This window comes from Kitasatospora sp. NPDC004531, from assembly GCF_053602195.1.
The window spans coordinates 17,907-32,407 of sequence record NZ_JBSGDD010000065.1; the positions used below are offsets into that span (position 1 = coordinate 17,907).

A 14,501-nucleotide genomic window follows, 5' to 3' on the forward strand; every position below is an offset into this window, starting at 1 on the left:
AATGCGCCGGTCACCGGCCGAGCGCGGCCTGCATGACCGCCTTGGCGATGGGCGCGGCCAGTCCGCCGCCGGTGACGTCGGTGGCCTCGCTGTCGGCGACCACCACGGCGACGGCGACGGGCGGGGTGTCGGTGGAGCCGGCCGGGCGGGCCCAGGCGATGAACCAGGCGTACGGGGTGCCGGTGTTGCCGACGCCGTGTTCGGCGGTGCCGGTCTTGCCGCCGACCTCGACGCCGGGGATCCGCGCGTTGCCGCCGGTGCCGTTCTCCACCACGTCCACCATGAGCCGGCGCAGCTGGGCGGCGACGCCGGGCCCGAAGGCCTGCCGGTACAGGGTGGGGCGCATCAGCTGGACCTGGGTGCCGTCGGCCTTGGTGAGTCTGTCCACAAGCTGTGGATGCATCACCTCTCCGCCGGCGGCGACCCCGGCGGCGACCATCGCCATCACCAGCGGCGAGGCGGCGGTGTCGTACTGGCCGATCGAGGACAGCGCCAGCTGCGAACTGTTCATGTCGGTGTCGAAGTTGGAGCGGGCGGCCCGTACCGGGGTGTCGAGCTTGGCGTCGTTGAAGCCGAACCTCTCCGCCATCGCGGCCATCCGGTCGAGGCCGGTCTGCTCGCCGAGCCAGCCCAGCACGCTGTTGCAGGACAGCGTCATCGCCTCGTCCAGCGACAGCCCTTCCCGGTCGCAGGCGGCGGTGTCGTTGTTGAGCGTGGTGGTGGTGCCGGGCAGGACGTACGGGTAGGGCGCGCCGGTGGGGGTGTGGATGTCGCCGACGGTGCCGTTGGCGAGGACGGCCGCGGCGGTGACCACCTTGAAGGTGGAGCCGGGCGGGTAGATCTGCCGCAGGGCCCGGTTGAGCATCGGCTGGTCGGGGTCGGCCTGGAGTTTCGCCCAGGCGTCCTGGCCGTTGGCGCCGGCGATGGAGCCGGGGTCGTAGCTGGGGGCGGAGGCCAGCGCGAGGATCCGGCCGGTGGCGGGTTCGATCGCGGCGACGGCGCCCTGCTGGCCGCCGAGCCCCTGCATGGCGGCGCGCTGCACGGCCGGGTCGATGGTGGTGACCACGTCGCCGCCGGGCTGCTGCCGGCGGGTGATGGCGTCCCAGACCGCCCAGCCGGCCAGCCGGGGGTCGGTGCCGGTGAGCAGGTCGTCGTAGACGCCTTCCAGCTGGGTGTTGCCGTAGAGCTGCGAGGAGTAGCCGGTGACGGCGGCGTACAGCGGGCCGTCGGTGTAGGTCCGCCGGTAGGCGAGGCGGCCGCCGGTGGCGGCGGAGCCGGTGACGGGCCGACCGACGATCAGGTTGCCCCGGGGCTGCGCGTACCGCTGGATGACGGCGCGCTGGTTGGCGCTGTTGTGGTCGAGTTCGTCCTTCTGGAAGACCTGCACCCGGGTGCCCTGGACGGCCAGCACGATGATCAGCAGCATGCAGAAGGTGGCGGCGCGGCGGCCGGTGGTGGAGATGCCGGGCAGGTCCTGCGGCCCGCCGTCGGCGCCGTCGGGGCGGGTGAGCCTCATGCCGCCTCCGCGGGGTCGGGGCGGCGGGCGAGGTCGCTCATCCGCACCAGCAGCGCCACGATGATCCAGTTGGTGACCACCGAGGAGCCGCCCTGTGCGATGAACGGCAGCGTCATGCCGGTCAGCGGGATCAGGTCGAGGACGCCACCGGCCACCACGAACACCTGGATGGCGACCAGCGCGGCCAGGCCGATGGCGAGCAGCCGCCCGAACGGGTCGCGCAGCGCGATGCCGGTGCGAAAGCCCCGGGAGACCAGCACGGCGTACAGCAGGAACACCGCGAGCAGGCCGGTCAGGCCGAGTTCCTCGCCGATGGTGGCGAGGATGAAGTCGGACTTGGTGGCGAAGCCGATCAGCGCGGAGTGCCCGAGGCCCAGGCCGGTGCCGAGCTGCCCGCCCCAGGCGAACGCGAACAGCGACTGGGCGATCTGGTTGGCGCCCTGCCCGGCCTCGATCGACGCCAGCGGGTGCAGCCAGTCGGTGACCCGGCTGTGCACGTGCGGCGACAGCCAGCCCACCCCGACGGCGGCGACCGCCGACAGCAGCAGGCCGATGACGATCCAGCCGGTGCGGGCGGTGGCCACGTACAGCATCACCACGAACAGGCCGAAGAACAGCAGCGAGGTGCCGAGGTCGGTCTCCAGGACCAGCACCCCGACGAACGCCGCCCAGATCAGCAGCACCGGCCCGAGCACCCGGCCGAGCGGCAGCCGGAACCACAGCACCCGACGGCCGGTCAGGGCGAGCGCGTCGCGGTGCCGGGCCAGGTAGGCGGCGAAGAACACCGCCAGCAGGACCTTCGCGAACTCGCCGGGCTGGAACGACAGCGGACCGAGCGTCACCCAGATCCGCGAGCCGTACACGGGCGGGAAGAACACCGGCAGCACCAGCAGGACGAGGGCCACGAACGCGCCGATGTACGCGTAGCGCTGGAGCCTGCGGTGGTCGCGCAGCAGGAGCAGCACCGCGATGAACAGGCCCACGCCGAGGGTGGACCAGAGCAGTTGGGTGGGGGCGGCCTCGTGGTGCGGGGTGTTGCGGTCCAGCCGGTAGATGACGACCAGTCCGATGCCGTTCAGCAGCACCGCGATCGGCAGCAGCAGCGGGTCCGCCCACCGCGCCCGCCAGCGCACCGCGCCGTGCGCGAGCAGCGCCAACACCCCCAGTGCGGCGCCGTACTGGGCGGCGTCCGGCGGGGCCTGGCCGTCGAGGTCGACGCCCACCTCGACGTACCCGAACACCGCCAGCCCCACCGCGGCGACCACCAGCAGCAGTTCGGTCCACCGGCGGGAGCGTCGCGGGCCGGATGTCCGGGTCGCGGAGTCAGTGGCCACAGCCGTCCTCGCCGGCTCGTACGGGCAGGGACGGCGGGGTGCCGGGCGACCACCGCCCGGCACCCCGCCGGTACAGCCTGGGAGAGCGTCAGAGCGTGGAAGCGGGGTTCGCCGCGCGGGCGATCTCCCGCAGGTGCTCCTCCTCCTCGTGGCTGAGCGAGGTCTGGATCAGCTCGCCGCCGAACTTCGCGACGGCCGGGATCACCTTGTCCTGGGTGGCGGTGCGCACCAGCGCGAACACGGCGGCGCTGCCCGGGGCCAGCTTCTGGCCGACCTGGCGCATGAAGTTGTCGTCGACGCCGGTGTCGGTGGAGGCGCCGACGGCCGCGCCGGTCGCGCCGCCGATCGCCGCGCCGATCACCGGCATCAGGAACAGCAGGCCGATGACGCCGCCCCACAGGGCGCCGGAGGCCGCGCCGAGGCCGGTGTTGGACACCGCCTGGTGGAGCTTGATCTTCCCGTCGTCGCGGCGCTCGACCACCACGATGTCCTCCAGGTCGATCAGCCGCTGCTTCTGCAGGCCGATCAGCTCGTCCCGGACGTTCTGCGCGGTGGCGACATCGGGGTAGGCGATCGCGAACAGGTTGCTCACAGCAGGTCCTTCCAGCAGGGCATTCGGGCACGTCCCCAGCACCCTAGCCAGGATTCGCCATATTTAATTCGATCCCCTGCGGTGTGTCCGGTTCCGCCGGACGCTCACTCGCCGCGGCGCGTCGCCGCCGTCACCGCCGCCCACCAGGCGGCCGCCGCCAGGGCCGCCGCGCCCGGCAGCGTCCACCACGGCACGGACAGCACGTGGTGCCGTGCGCCCAGCACCAGCGCCCGCACCACGGCGTTCGCCGGCGAGCCCGGCACCAGCAGCACCAGCACCACCGCGCCCAGGCCCAGCGGCACCGCGTACTGCGCGGCCGCCACCACCGGGCGGTTGCACACCGCGCCGACCGCCGCGCCGGTCAGCGCGCACACCACGGTGGCCGCCAGGCCGCCCGCCACGGCCGGGCCGACGTCGCCGCCGCCCATCAGCAGCACCGCCGCCAGGCCCGCCGCGCCCAGCGCCAGCCCGGCCAGCGCGGCCGCCAGCAGCGCCGACAGGTGCACCCGCCGCCAGCCCGCCGCCGCGACCAGGCAGGCCCGGGACTGCGCGGGCTCCGCCGTCACCGCCGCGCGCACCAGCCAGCCCGTCACCGGCACCAGCAGGCCCGCCGAGAACGCCGCCCCCGCCAGCACGTCGTCGCCGCCGGACACCCCGAGGCCCAGCAGCACCAGGTAGCACAGCCCGGGCGCCAGCCAGCGCTGGGAGCGCAGCAGCAGCTCCAGGTGGTAGCGCGTCAGCATGCGCAGCGTCATCGCCCGCTCTCCTCCTGGACGGACCTGATGTGCACCGGCGGGTGCGCGGCCAGCAGGCGGCGCAGCAGCGCGTCGGAGTGCGCGGCCGGCACGTCCAGCCGGGTGGCGCCGTCGGCCAGCGGCTTGCGTTCGGGCCGGCCGGGCAGCCACTCGGGGAGCGCCTCCGCCTCGACCACCAGCACGGTGCGCGGCCCGTCCGGGTCGACGGCCCGCACCGGCGCCTCGTGCAGCACGCCGTCGCGGACCCGGTGCCCGCCGGTGGCCAGGCCCGCCAGCCGGGTCGGGTCGTGGTCGACGAACACCACCAGGCCGCCGGCGGCCGCGCGCTCGGCGACCGCGGCGTCGAGCTCGGCCCTGGCACCCTGGTCGAGGCCCGTCCACGCCTCGTCCAGCAGCAGCAACTCGGCCTCGGCGAGCAGGGCCTGGGCCACCGCGACCTTCTGGCACGTCCCCTTGGAGAGGCGGCCGATCGGGGTGCCGGCGTAGCCGGTGATGCCGAAGCGCTCCAGCCAGTGGTCGGCCCGCCGGCATGCCTCCCCGGCGGCCAGGCCGCGGATCCGGCCCAGGTGGCACAGGTAGTCGCGGGCGTCGAACGGCAGCGCGGGCGGGAACCGCTCGGGGACGTACGCCCGGCCCGCCGGGGCCTCGACCGTGCCCCGGTCGGCGCGTTCGATGCCCGCGAGCAGCTTCAGCAGCGTCGACTTGCCGCTGCCGTTGGCGCCCTCGATCCGCACCAGCGCGCCCGCGCCGAGCGTCAGATCGACGTCTCGCAACACCCACGCGCCGCCGCGCCCGTAGCGTTTCCCGACGCCCGCCAGACGCACCGTCATGTGCTCTCCCCGCCTGCTGTGCCGACCAGTTCAGGGTACGTCGCGCTCACCACCCGCATTGGGCGATTGGAACTGACGGTCCCTAGGATGCGGCGGTGATCACCCTTACCAAGAAACGACGGACGGCCCGCGGCGCCGCCCTGCTCGGGGCGCTGACGATAGTCGCCGGCACCGTGCTGAGCACCCTGCCCGCGTTCGCCGACGAACCCGGGGCCCCGCCCGCCGCGATCGAAGCGCCCAAGGTCGACCTCGTCCTCGACGGGTCGGGGTCGATGCGGACCACCGACATCCAGGGCAAGAGCCGGATCTCGGTCGCCCAGCAGTCCATCAACGAGGTCATCGACGCGCTGCCCGCCGAGACCGAGTTCGGCCTGCGCACGCTCGGCGCCACCTACCCGGGCAACGACCAGAAGGAGGGCTGCAAGGACACCCAGCAGCTCTTCCCGGTCGGCAAGACCAACAAGGTCGAGGCCAAGACCGCCGTCGCCACCGTCCGCCCGAGCGGCTGGACCCCGATCGGCGTGGCGCTGCGGGCCGCCGCCCAGGACCTCGGCACCGGGCCGACCACCCGCCGGATCGTGCTGATCACCGACGGCGAGGACACCTGCGCCCCGCCCGACCCGTGCGACGTGGCCCGCGAGCTCGCCAGCCAGGGCATCCACCTGGTGATCGACACCCTCGGCCTGGCGCACGACGACAAGACCCGCCAGCAGCTGCTGTGCATCGCCAACGCCACCGGCGGCACCTTCACCGACGTCCGCACCCAGGAGCAGCTGACCCAGCGGGTCAAGCAGATCGTCACCCGGGCCCAGGACACCCACACCATCACGCCCGCCAAGGTGGCCGGCGCCGAGCAGTGCGCGAGCGCGCCGATCCTGGCGCCCGGCGTGTACAGCGACCGGGAGAAGTTCTCCGAGCACCGGGTGTACCGGGTGCCGGTGAAGGCCGGCCAGGAACTGCGCGCCTCGGTCAGCGTCACGCCCGACCGGGCCGTCGCCCGCGACTACGGGGTGATGCTGCAGGCCACCGACACCAGCGGCCAGGAACTGGTCCGCGGCAACGACGCCGGCTCCGGCCGCACCGACGTGGCGTCCACCGGCGTCCGCTGGTCCGCGCCCGGCGGCGAATCGGCCTCCCCGTCGCCGAGCTCCAAGAGCGGCGCGGCGAGCACCGACCGCACCGTCTGCCTGATCGTCAGCAACTCCTTCGCCGGCCAGGGCGCCGTCCAGGCCGACGCCGGCCTGCCGCTGGAGCTGACCGTCGACGTCACCGCCGCCTCCCCCGCGCCCGACGGGCCCGCGATGGGCCTCGGCCGCGGCTGGATCCTGCTCGGCGTCCTCACCCTGGCCGGCCTGCTCGCCGGTCTGGTCTTCGGCTGGCTGGCACGCTGGCGGATCGCCGTCTGGCGGGAGAACTGACGATGCGCAAGCTCTTCACCCTCGCGGCCCCCGCGGCCGCGCTGACCGGCCTCCTGCTGCTGGCGCCCGGCGCGAGCGCGGCCTCGCCCTCGCCGTCACCGTCCGCCAGTGGCAGCGCCAAGCCGGTGCTCAACTCGGTCGGCACCAGCTTCCTGACGGCGACCACGCTGGCCGCCGGGCAGGACGCGGACGTTCCCGTCTCCACCGGCGACTACCTGTACTGGGCGTTCCCGGCCGCCGAGGGCCAGACCGCCACCGTCCAGGTCAAGGTCACCCTGCCGGAGGCCGCCGACCGGCACGGCGCGCAGACCTGGACCGTCGAGCTCTTCGACGGCCTGCGCCGCCGCCAGGCCTGCACCGCCGGACCGCAGAACGGCACCGCCGAGCAGAGCGCCACCACGCTCGACCTGAGCTGCACCCTGCGGCAGATCCGCTCCTGGGCCGAGCCCTGGTCCGGCGACCCGCTGCCCGGCACCTACTACATCCGGCTGTCCACCAGCGACATCCCGCAGCAGGACCTCGGCCTCGCCTCCCAGGTCCGCGTCCACGTCGCCACCAAGGGCGGCGTGAACGACGCCCAGCCCGAGGGCGGCTCGCTCAAGGCCCCGCTCGTCCCGCCGGTCAACGCCGGCTCCACCGCGAGCGGCAACGCGGCGACCCCGGCCCCCAGCGCCAGCGCCGCGTACGCGGCGGGCCCCGCCGCGGAGGAGACCCACTGGTACTCCGACCTCTTCTCCGGCTGGAACACCCGCTGGTGGTGGACCGCCGCCGGCGGCATCCTCGCCGCCCTCGCGGGCGTCCTGGGCTACACCCTCACCCGCCACCCCCGCGGCCAACGGCCGCACCAGCACCAGCACCCGTAGGGGCGTGAGCACCACGCAGGCGGGCGCGAAGACTGCTGTCGCGCCCGCCTGCGTTTCGCGCCTACCGGCCGAGCGTGGCGAGGATCCGCGCCGCCGACATCCCCAGGTCCGCCGTCACCGGGACCTCCTGGGCGAAGTGCCGCTTCAGCACGTCCTCCGTGTAACGCCTGCACTGCCGGTGCCAGTTGAGGACGGCGGCCATCCAGTCCTCCAGCTCGCGGACGTACCCGTCGAGGGCGTCCGCCGTCTCGCCCTCGATCGCGAAGTCCTGCTTGAGCAGCGGGAGTTCACCGTCCACGACGTGCTGGAACTGGCTCAGCCGGGAGTTCATCAGGTCGGCGACGATGTCCACCGCCACGGGGTACTCGCAGGAGAAGAAGTTCTCCACCACCCGGACCAGGTTGTGCACCTCGCCCTCGTACTCGATCTCCTTCTGGTACGAGTGCAGGTCGTTGACCAGGCAGGCGTAGTCCGCCGCCGAGTTCTCGATCGCCCGCATGGTGCCGCTCGCATACACCTCGTCGGGGATGGTCTCGCCCCGGCCGAGCCGGGACAGGCTCATCGTCAGGTCGGAGCCGAAGGTGGCGCGTCGCATCTCGATGTAGTCGACGGGGTCGGGGATGCGGTTCTGCGCGCCGTTGGCGAGCTCCCACAGCCAGCTGTCGATCATGTCGCCGACGGCCTTGCGGAACTTGGCCCGGGCGGTGTCGGAGAACGGGACGATGGTGCGCTGCCAGAGGTCGGCGAGGCCGGCTTCGAGGGCGTTGCGCGGCTCGAACGGGAGGCTGCCGTCGAGCGTCATCAGCGCGTACAGCCGCTCGTTGGCGGCTTTCGCGCCGAGCAGGTCGCGGGGGCGGCCGAAGACCGGCGGGTAGTAGTCGTCGGCGTAGGTGCCCCAGGTGAGCCAGGCGGAGCTGAGGTCGAGTTCGGCGGGGGTGCCGTCGGGGTCGATGCCGGCGGCGCAGAGCGGGAAGTCGTAGTCGCGGAGCTGCTGTTCGTTCCAGATGTCGGAGGCGGGGACGCCGGGCTCGGGGTCGAGCAGGCCGAACTCGCGGGCCCAGCGGACGACGTACTCGCGGGAGGCGTCCAGGTGCGGGTTGATCGAGACGGGGTACGGCATCGGGAAGTCGGGCATCAGCGACGGGCCGACCCTGCGGTGCGGGACGTTGGTGAAGCTGCGCAGGCCGCGGATGCCCGCGGCAAGGCGGATGTTGGCGGCGGAGGTGCCGAGGCCCTTGGGGCCGAGGACGGGGGCCGCGGCGCCGCCGCCGTTCATGTAGCGGCTGGAGCGCATGTGCCACTCGTGGCCGCCGGACTGCCAGTCCTGCATGCCCTTGACGTAGGCGAGGACGCGGGCGATCTCCTCCGGGCCGAGCGCGTACTCGGCGAACAGGCCGGGGAGTTCGGTCAGCGCGGTGTTCTCGAACTGCTGGAGCCGGGAGGTGAGCAGGTCGTTGACGGCGTCCGCGGCCTGCTGGGTGGAGCAGCCGAGGAAGGTCTCCAACACCAGGACGCCGTTGGAGAGTTCGCCCTCCTCCTGGATCTCGCGCTGGTACGAGAACAGGTCGTTGCGCAGGTGGACGCCGTCCGAGAAGGCGTCCCGCAGCACCCGCAGCGGCCGGGAGTACGCGACCGCCTCCGGCACCTCGGCGTGCGCGGCGTACTCGATCAAACCGGCCGACCAGGGGGCGCCGCCGACCTTGCGGCGCATCTCGATGTACTCGACGGGGTTGGAGATCCGGCCCTCGTTGATGTTGGAGAGCTCCCACAGGGACTCGTTCAGCAGGTGCCGGGTCGATTCGGCGAACCGGGCCCGCCAGTCGGCCGACATGTGCGGGACGGTGCGCTGCCACAGGTCCGCCAGGCCCGCCTCGACGGGGTTGGTGGGTTCGGGGAACCCGTCGGCGAGGTCCATCGGCATGAAGGCGGGCAGGCGGTCCAGGTAGGCCTTGCCGCCCTCGCGGTCGAGGGTGCGCTTGAAGATCTCCAGGAAGTGGTCGTCGAAGAAGAACACCCAGGTGTACCAGTCGGTGACGAGGTCGAGCGCCTCGCTGTCGCAGTCGGGGTGGGTGTACGAGCAGAGCAGCGCGTAGTCGTGCGAGTCGAGATCGTGCTCCTCCCAGATCCCCGAGCCCTCCAGCATGCCGAAGCCGCGCGCCCACTCCTTGGTGTGCACCCGCGCCTTCTCGTAGTGCGGGTTGATCCGCGCCGGGTACGGCACGTAGAAGTCCGGCAGTTCGAACGGCTGAGCCACTGGGTCCCGCCCCTTTTTCCGACCATCGACGACAGAGATTCGGCGCACATGCCTAACGAGCCCTCCGACCCTCGGTCACCCACCCCCGAATCCGCCGCCCACCCACCACAATCCACCCGAACGAGTGAACCGCTCGGGCCTCGCGCATGCGCACCCGTTTGTAATAGTTCCAGTCGTACACTGGCGGCATGAAGCCCACTCGCGCCGGAGGCACCGAGAACGTCTCCGTCTCCCTGCCCACCGACCTCCTGTCGGAGCTCCGCTCACGGGCCGGGCACCGCGGCGTGTCCGGTTACATCACCGAGGCCCTCCGTCATCAGCTCGCCATGGACGGCCTCGCCGACATCGTCGCGGCGCACGAGGCCGAGCACGGAGCGCTGACGGAGCAGGAAGTGGAGGAGGCCCGCCGCGAGCTGTTCGGAGCGGACGAGCATTCCCGGCAGACCGGCCGGGACGCTGCGTGAAGGACCAGCCCGCCCGTTCGCTGGTCCTCGACTCCCAGGCGTTCTCGCTCCTGCTCCGCAACGACCGCAGGATGGCGGCGCGCCTCGAAGCGTCCCGACAGTCGGGGGTCCCCGTCCTCGTCTCCGTCCTGACCATCGTCGAGGCGGTCCACGACCGGACGGACTCCGCCCGTCTGAACTGGCTCCTCTCCCGCCTGCGCGTGGAACCGGTCACCCAGGACGACTCGCTGACCGCCGTGGCGCTCCTTCGGGACGCCGGCGGCCTGCACGGGCACAAGTACGCCATCGACGCCCTCGTCGCAGCGCTCGCGCTCCGCGCCCCGGCCCCCGTTGTCGTCCTGACCTCCGACCGCGACGACTGGTCGAAGCTCTGCGGGAGCCGCGTGATCATCAGGGAGACTTGACCCGCCCGGCACTGTCGTGGCCGGGACGGCCGGGTCGTCAGGGCTGCCGAATGCTGAGCGTGGCCTCCCCGAAGTCCACGTTGTTCCACTCCAGTTGCCAGCCCCGGGCGGCGGCGAGGGCGGCGAGACCCTCCAGGCCGATGCCGCGGTAGTAGCGCCGGTGCACGGTCGTCGTGGGCACCAGGGCCCTGCCCTTGAACTTGTAGCGGTACTTGGCCTTGTTGAAGTCCAGGTTCTGCCGCACCACGCCCAGTCCGCGCTCGATGCCCCGGTCGAGTGCCCGCGCGGCCCAGGCCTCCCACTCCTCCCGGGTGCCGTGCCGCTCCAGGCGGTAGCGGCTGGGCGTGAGCACGAACTTGGAGGCGCCGGGCTCGGCGGTGCCGTCGAACGCCGACGATCCGTTGAGGAAGTCGTAGGTGATCCGGATCGGCAGCCAGAACCACTGCAGCCCGAACTGCAGCCACAGCCCGAGCGCGGAGCGCCGCCGCAACGGGCCGGTGTGCAGCCCGGGCGGCGCCGGCGGATGCCAGTCGCTCATCCGGATGCCTCCATGCGGTCCCCCATGCTGCGTCTCCCGTCTCCCCGCACCGCAGTTCGATGCTTCGAACACCAAGCGAAGCGTATCGTCCGCATCCAACAGGGCTCCGTTTGCCGCGATTTGCTGCGCGAAATCCCTTTTGATCTCGGTTCACCTTGCTGCCAACGCAGTTGATGAGGTGGGCTGCCGGTGGTCCAGGGGCGATCGACGCGGACATGCTGGATGCAGGCCGGAGCACGCAGGCCACGCTCCCCGGCACCCCGCAACCACCCTCGCCCTCGGAGGCCTTCATGAAGCGCGCCCTCACTCTCGCCGCCGTCGCCGCCGCGGCCCTGATCGCCGTCGTCCCGCAGGCCTCGGCCACCGCCGGGTCCGCCCCGCAGGGGCCGGCGGCGGTCGTGCCGGCGGACGCCGTGCTCAACGGCGACACCTCGTGGGGCGGCGCCTGCGAGACCCCGCACTGCGAGCCCTGGCAGTAGTCCCCCCGTTTCCGCCCCCTCGCCCCCGGGAGTTCCCATGCACGCTGTCACCGTCCAACGCCCTGTTGCCGAAGTCGAGTTCAGCCGCCGTGAGCTCCAGGTGCTGCACCTGGTCGGCGAAGGCGCCAGCTACGCGGCGATCGCCCGCCGGCTGGGGCTGAGCCCGCACACCGTCGACACCTATCTGCGCCGGATCCGCGCCAAGTCCGGTGTCAGCTCGCAGGTGCAGCTCGCCCTGCTGGCGTCCCGGCTGCCCGCGCAGGCCGCGTAGCGATCAAGGGGTGTACCCAGCTGCACCCCGGTCGGGCAGGTGGGTGCAGTGGAACGGACGCGCCGGAACGGGATCGTCGTGGGTGACACCACGATCCGTCCCGAGAGGCGAACTCCGATGCACGAAGAACGGCCCACCTGGTTCGGTCCGGCCGCCCTGTTCCTCTCGGTGGCCTTCCCGGCCGCCGGGATGCTGGGCTCGCTCCAGCCGTACACCGGCCTGCCCGACGAGGTCCTCCAACTGACCCAGTTCGGACCGGCGTTGGGCGTGGCCGCGGTCGCCCTGTGGCGGCCCGCGCAGGTGCGGAGCCTGCTGGCGGCCGGCCACGCGGGCGGACCTCGCGGCCCGCGCGGCAAGCTGCTGCTCAGCGCGTTGTCCATCACGGCGCTGGCGGTGGCCGGCGCACTGCTGCTGCACGGCGGCGTCGCGGCACGCGATCCGGGCGCGCTGGCCGCGCCGTTCGGAGTGATCGTCGCGGCCCAACTGCTCGGCGCCTGCGGCGAGGAGATCGGCTGGCGCTGCCTGTTGCAGCCGCTGCTGCGCACCCGTTTCGGTCCGATCGCCTCGTCCGTGACGGTGGGCCTGCTGTGGGGCGCCTGGCACGTGCAGGTGTTCACGCAGGCCCCGGCGTTCGCAGTCGGGTTCCTGGCGGCGGCGGTCGCCATGTCGGTGCTGCTGGGCCTGGCCTGCGAGCGGATCGGTTCGCACCGGCTGCTGCTCGCCGGCGGCTTCCACACCCTGGTGAACCTGGGCATGCTGCTGTTCCTGGACGAGGAGTCCGGCGCGGTGGAGCCGATGGTGCTGTTCGGCGCGGCGAGCGTGCTGGTCGCGCTGCCCTGGGTCCTGGCCGACCGCCGCCCGGCGCACACGGATAGGCTCGCCACGACATGACGGATCGACAGAATCGTTTCGCCGGGCCGCCCGTCGCCCTCTGGCGCTGCTCGCGGCTGTCGCTGGCCTCCCTGGTGACGTCGCTGCGCTCGCTCGCGGTGCTCGGCGCACTGGCCCTGCTGCCGGTCGGCGTGGGCCTGTGGCTGCTGCCGCCCACCGCCCGGATGCTGCGCCGGGCCGCGGACCAGGAGCGCGAGCGCACCGCCCGCTGGACGGGCACCGTGCTCGACGCGCCGGAGCCGCCGCCCGACGCGTGGACCGTCACCGGCCGGGCCGCGGCGGTGCTCGGCTCGACCGCGTTCTGGCGGGACCTCGCCTGGTGCTGCTTCGGCCCGTGCAGCGCCGGCCTGCTGGTCGCCGTCCCGCCGACGCTGGTCGGCCACGGCCTGTTCGGCGTGCTGGTGGAGCCGTTCGTGTGGCGGCACCTCGGCCCGGGCAACCAGTACGGATTCCTGCCGGTGGGCTCCACCGGCGCCATGCTCGCCGCCGTCGCCCTCGGCCTCGGCTACATCGCGGCCGGCCTGTGGCTGGCCGTCCCGCTGCTGGTCCGCTACGGCAAGTGGACCGGGCGGCTGCTGGGCGACCCGTACGCGACCCGGCTGGAGCGGCGGATCGGCGAGCTGACGGACAGCCGGGCCGACGCGCTGGACACCCAGGCCGCCGAACTGCGCCGGATCGAACGCGACCTGCACGACGGCGCGCAGGCCCGGCTGGTCGCCCTCGGCCTGACCATCGACCGAGCCGAGCGCCTGCTGGAGAGCGACCCGGCGGCGGCCCGCCTGCTGCTCGGCGAGGTCCGGGCCGGCTCCCAGCGGGCCCTGCAGGAGCTGCGCGACCTGGTGCACGGCATCCTGCCGCCGGTGCTCGCCGACCGCGGCCTGCCCGACGCCCTCCGCTCGCTCGCCCTGGACGCCTTCCTGGACGTCGAGGTGGACGCCGAACTGCCCGGCCGGCTGCCCGCCGCCGTCGAGGGCGCCGCCTACTTCGCGATCGCCGAACTGCTCGCCAACGCGGGCAAGCACTCCGGCGGCAGCACCGTGCGGATCCGGCTGCGCTGCACCGGCGACCTGCTGCGGGCCACCGTCACCGACGACGGCCGCGGCGGCGCCGACCCGGAGCGCGGCACCGGCCTGGCCGGGGTGCGCCGCCGACTGGCCGCCTTCGACGGCACCCTCGCCCTGGTCAGCCCGCCGGGCGGACCGACCACCGCGACCCTGGAGCTCCCGTGCGCGTCGTCCTCGCCGAAGACCTCTTCCTCCTCCGTGACGGCCTGAGCCGCACCCTCGCCGAGCACGGCTTCGAGGTCGCCGCCGCCGTCGAGAGCGGCCCCGAACTGCTGCGCGCCCTGCGGGAGTTGAACCCGGACGTGGCCGTGGTCGACATCCGCCTGCCGCCCACCCACACCGACGAGGGCCTGCAGGCCGCACTGACCGTCCGCCGGGAGCGGCCCGCGCTGCCGGTGCTGGTGCTGTCCCAGTACGTGGAGCAGCTGTACGCGCAGGAGCTGCTCGCGGACGGGCAGGGCGCGGTCGGCTACCTGCTCAAGGACCGGGTCACGCACACCGCGCAGTTCATCGACGCCGTCCGCACCGTCGCCTCCGGAGGCACCGTGATGGACCCCCAGGTGATCGCCCGCCTGATGGCCCGCTCCACCGCCCGGGGCACCACCGCCGAACTCTCGCCCCGCGAGCTCGACGTGCTGCGGCTGATGGCCGAGGGCCGCTCCAACGCCGCCGTGATGGCCGAACTCCACATCAGCGAGAGCGCGGTGGCCAAGCACACCGCCGCGATCTTCGCCAAGCTCCGGATCGACAACACGCCGGACGCGAACCGCCGGGTGCTGGCCGTGCTCGCCTACCTGAAGCGCTGACGGGCCGCTGACGGGCGCGGCG

Annotated in this window: 16 protein-coding genes; 9 read left to right on the forward strand and 7 right to left on the reverse strand. The window is 73.2% G+C overall.

From position 1 onward, the window contains the following. Positions 1-10: 10 nt before the first annotated feature. The 5 genes from ACWEMJ_RS23710 to ACWEMJ_RS23730 all read right to left on the reverse strand — a co-directional run bounded on the left by ACWEMJ_RS23710 (position 11) and on the right by ACWEMJ_RS23730 (position 5,027). Complete coding sequence (locus tag ACWEMJ_RS23710) at positions 11-1,426, reverse strand: penicillin-binding transpeptidase domain-containing protein (protein ID WP_452139137.1); 1,416 nt, start codon at positions 1,424-1,426, stop codon at positions 11-13. 86 nt (positions 1,427-1,512) lie between these two features. Further along, positions 1,513-2,850: an FtsW/RodA/SpoVE family cell cycle protein gene (locus tag ACWEMJ_RS23715; RefSeq protein ID WP_452139113.1), complete on the reverse strand. Its 1,338-nt coding sequence runs from the start codon at positions 2,848-2,850 to the stop codon at positions 1,513-1,515. 88 nt (positions 2,851-2,938) lie between these two features. Further along, positions 2,939-3,442, reverse strand: a complete 504-nt coding sequence (locus ACWEMJ_RS23720; RefSeq protein ID WP_452139114.1) for a DUF1269 domain-containing protein — start codon at positions 3,440-3,442, stop codon at positions 2,939-2,941. Positions 3,443-3,546: 104 nt separating this feature from the next. After that, positions 3,547-4,197 (reverse strand): ABC transporter, encoded by a 651-nt coding sequence (locus tag ACWEMJ_RS23725; RefSeq protein WP_452139115.1) that lies wholly within the window; start codon positions 4,195-4,197, stop codon positions 3,547-3,549. Further along, positions 4,194-5,027 (reverse strand): ABC transporter ATP-binding protein, encoded by an 834-nt coding sequence (locus tag ACWEMJ_RS23730; protein WP_452139116.1) that lies wholly within the window; start codon positions 5,025-5,027, stop codon positions 4,194-4,196. Before ACWEMJ_RS23730 ends, ACWEMJ_RS23725 begins: the two co-directional genes overlap by 4 nt. 95 nt (positions 5,028-5,122) lie before the next feature. Between ACWEMJ_RS23730 and ACWEMJ_RS23735 the strand changes: the two genes are divergently transcribed. After that, positions 5,123-6,445: a VWA domain-containing protein gene (locus tag ACWEMJ_RS23735; RefSeq protein ID WP_452139117.1), complete on the forward strand. Its 1,323-nt coding sequence runs from the start codon at positions 5,123-5,125 to the stop codon at positions 6,443-6,445. Positions 6,446-6,447: 2 nt separating this feature from the next. Then, positions 6,448-7,308, forward strand: a complete 861-nt coding sequence (locus ACWEMJ_RS23740; RefSeq protein WP_452139118.1) for a peptidase — start codon at positions 6,448-6,450, stop codon at positions 7,306-7,308. Between the two features lie 61 nt (positions 7,309-7,369). Here the strand turns inward: ACWEMJ_RS23740 and ACWEMJ_RS23745 are convergent, their stop codons facing one another. Then, a complete protein-coding gene (locus ACWEMJ_RS23745) occupies positions 7,370-9,562 on the reverse strand; it encodes a terpene synthase family protein (protein ID WP_452139119.1) in 2,193 nt (730 codons plus the stop codon). Positions 9,563-9,750: 188 nt separating this feature from the next. Between ACWEMJ_RS23745 and ACWEMJ_RS23750 the strand changes: the two genes are divergently transcribed. Then, a complete protein-coding gene (locus tag ACWEMJ_RS23750) occupies positions 9,751-10,026 on the forward strand; it encodes a hypothetical protein (RefSeq protein WP_452139120.1) in 276 nt (91 codons plus the stop codon). Continuing rightward, positions 10,023-10,430: a PIN domain-containing protein gene (locus tag ACWEMJ_RS23755; RefSeq protein ID WP_452139121.1), complete on the forward strand. Its 408-nt coding sequence runs from the start codon at positions 10,023-10,025 to the stop codon at positions 10,428-10,430. Before ACWEMJ_RS23750 ends, ACWEMJ_RS23755 begins: the two co-directional genes overlap by 4 nt. A 37-nt stretch (positions 10,431-10,467) precedes the next feature. Here the strand turns inward: ACWEMJ_RS23755 and ACWEMJ_RS23760 are convergent, their stop codons facing one another. Then, the gene (locus tag ACWEMJ_RS23760) at positions 10,468-10,968 is read right to left on the reverse strand and encodes a hypothetical protein (RefSeq protein ID WP_452139122.1); all 501 of its coding nucleotides are present in this window, start codon (positions 10,966-10,968) and stop codon (positions 10,468-10,470) included. A gap of 290 nt (positions 10,969-11,258) precedes the next feature. On the opposite strand from ACWEMJ_RS23760, the gene ACWEMJ_RS23765 reads away from it, so the two are divergent. The 5 genes from ACWEMJ_RS23765 to ACWEMJ_RS23785 all read left to right on the forward strand — a co-directional run bounded on the left by ACWEMJ_RS23765 (position 11,259) and on the right by ACWEMJ_RS23785 (position 14,479). Then, positions 11,259-11,447 (forward strand): hypothetical protein, encoded by a 189-nt coding sequence (locus tag ACWEMJ_RS23765; protein ID WP_452139123.1) that lies wholly within the window; start codon positions 11,259-11,261, stop codon positions 11,445-11,447. Between the two features lie 37 nt (positions 11,448-11,484). Next, positions 11,485-11,718: a response regulator transcription factor gene (locus tag ACWEMJ_RS23770; protein WP_452139124.1), complete on the forward strand. Its 234-nt coding sequence runs from the start codon at positions 11,485-11,487 to the stop codon at positions 11,716-11,718. Positions 11,719-11,835: 117 nt separating this feature from the next. Next, positions 11,836-12,609: a CPBP family intramembrane glutamic endopeptidase gene (locus ACWEMJ_RS23775; RefSeq protein WP_452139125.1), complete on the forward strand. Its 774-nt coding sequence runs from the start codon at positions 11,836-11,838 to the stop codon at positions 12,607-12,609. Beyond that, positions 12,606-13,883, forward strand: a complete 1,278-nt coding sequence (locus ACWEMJ_RS23780) for a sensor histidine kinase (RefSeq protein ID WP_452139126.1) — start codon at positions 12,606-12,608, stop codon at positions 13,881-13,883. Before ACWEMJ_RS23775 ends, ACWEMJ_RS23780 begins: the two co-directional genes overlap by 4 nt. Further along, on the forward strand, positions 13,835-14,479 hold the full coding sequence (locus tag ACWEMJ_RS23785) for a response regulator transcription factor (RefSeq protein WP_452139127.1): 645 nt from the start codon (positions 13,835-13,837) through the stop codon (positions 14,477-14,479). The genes ACWEMJ_RS23780 and ACWEMJ_RS23785 overlap by 49 nt, the downstream gene beginning before the upstream one ends. Positions 14,480-14,501 lie beyond the last annotated feature (22 nt).

Bases quoted from the DNA above. Each gene is read 5' to 3' on its own strand.
- ACWEMJ_RS23710 (WP_452139137.1), bottom strand. From the start codon at position 1,426: ATGCTGCTGATCATCGTGCTGGCCGTCCAGGGCACCCGGGTGCAGGTC.
- ACWEMJ_RS23725 (WP_452139115.1), bottom strand. From the start codon at position 4,197: ATGACGCTGCGCATGCTGACGCGCTACCACCTGGAGCTGCTGCTGCGC.
- ACWEMJ_RS23730 (WP_452139116.1), bottom strand. From the start codon at position 5,027: ATGACGGTGCGTCTGGCGGGCGTCGGGAAACGCTACGGGCGCGGCGGC.
- ACWEMJ_RS23740 (WP_452139118.1), top strand. From the start codon at position 6,448: ATGCGCAAGCTCTTCACCCTCGCGGCCCCCGCGGCCGCGCTGACCGGC.
- ACWEMJ_RS23750 (WP_452139120.1), top strand. From the start codon at position 9,751: ATGAAGCCCACTCGCGCCGGAGGCACCGAGAACGTCTCCGTCTCCCTG.
- ACWEMJ_RS23760 (WP_452139122.1), bottom strand. From the start codon at position 10,968: ATGAGCGACTGGCATCCGCCGGCGCCGCCCGGGCTGCACACCGGCCCG.
- ACWEMJ_RS23765 (WP_452139123.1), top strand. From the start codon at position 11,259: ATGAAGCGCGCCCTCACTCTCGCCGCCGTCGCCGCCGCGGCCCTGATC.
- ACWEMJ_RS23770 (WP_452139124.1), top strand. From the start codon at position 11,485: ATGCACGCTGTCACCGTCCAACGCCCTGTTGCCGAAGTCGAGTTCAGC.
- ACWEMJ_RS23775 (WP_452139125.1), top strand. From the start codon at position 11,836: ATGCACGAAGAACGGCCCACCTGGTTCGGTCCGGCCGCCCTGTTCCTC.
- ACWEMJ_RS23780 (WP_452139126.1), top strand. From the start codon at position 12,606: ATGACGGATCGACAGAATCGTTTCGCCGGGCCGCCCGTCGCCCTCTGG.